Source organism: Bacillus sp. J14TS2 (assembly GCF_018333015.1).
Taxonomy (GTDB): domain Bacteria; phylum Bacillota; class Bacilli; order Bacillales; family Bacillaceae_C; genus Lederbergia.
In genome coordinates this window covers 1-265 of record NZ_BORE01000076.1, presented here as the reverse complement: position 1 = coordinate 265, position 265 = coordinate 1, and the positions used below count along the sequence as shown (strand labels likewise).

The following is a 265-nucleotide window of genomic DNA, read 5'->3' as shown; positions in this document are numbered from 1 at the left end:
CACCCGAAGTCGGTGAGGTAACCTTTTGGAGCCAACCGCCGAAGGTGGGACAGATGATTGGGGTGAAGTCGTAACAAGGTAGCCGTATCGGAAGGTGCGGCTGGATCACCTCCTTTCTAAGGAATATATGGAACGCCGACTAAGAGCGCCACGTCCTGTGGCAACGTCGGCATGACTCACATCGTGTGAGCCTAGAATGTTCTTGGAACATTCTATAAAAAGACGTTTCGTTTCGTTCAGTTTTGAGAGTTCAAACTCTCATCTA

Annotated in this window: 1 rRNA gene; it reads left to right on the top strand. The window is 49.4% G+C overall.

Features of this window, described 5'->3' with window-relative positions:
- Window positions 1–116 (top strand): 16S ribosomal RNA (locus KI375_RS27140); the annotation flags it as partial.
- Between the last annotated feature and the right edge of the window lie 149 nt (window positions 117–265).